At 39.3% G+C, this 549-nt stretch carries 1 pseudogene; it reads right to left on the bottom strand.

Annotated features, from left to right (window positions below):
- Nucleotides 1-32 precede the first annotated feature (32 nt).
- Nucleotides 33-549 (bottom strand): annotated as a pseudogene (locus tag FC15_RS01630) (IS3-like element IS1163 family transposase); the annotation flags it as partial.

Below are 549 nucleotides of genomic sequence, written 5' to 3' on the forward strand. Positions count from 1 at the left end.
TGCTCCTATGTCAATAAATGGCACATCTTTTTCTAAACACTCGTTCTAATTCTGTCGGAATTAAACCAACTGATGTAATTTGAGGTTCGGATTACCAAGTCCTCAAAATTGGAAAAAGTTGTTTGAAAGGCAAACTCTCTCTTCAACAATGAGTGAAAAGCTTCAATTGGCCCATTATCATAAGGATAACCTTGTTTTGAGTATGAGTGGCTAATCTGATGCCGTTCAAGTAAAGTTTCAACTTCGTTGCTGGTGTACTGTGAACCCATGTCAGAGTGAAAATATTGTGGCTTTTGATGATATTCAAGCGCCTGATTAATCGTTTCTACAACTAACGTCGCCTCCATCTGACGACCAATCTTGAAAGCAAGAACTTGATGAACCTTTGGTTCGTAAATAGAACTGAGATAAACCCAGGTTCCTGGACGTAATTCCAAATAAGTAATGTCAGCACGCCATATCCTTGCATTGGGCTGGTGCTTGATTAAATTGGGGCGTTGTGAATGATCCACATGAGTGCCAGGTTTTTTAAATCGCCGATTCATTAAA

The sequence above is a fragment of the Lapidilactobacillus concavus DSM 17758 genome (genome assembly GCF_001435835.1).
GTDB classification, from domain to species: domain Bacteria; phylum Bacillota; class Bacilli; order Lactobacillales; family Lactobacillaceae; genus Lapidilactobacillus; species Lapidilactobacillus concavus.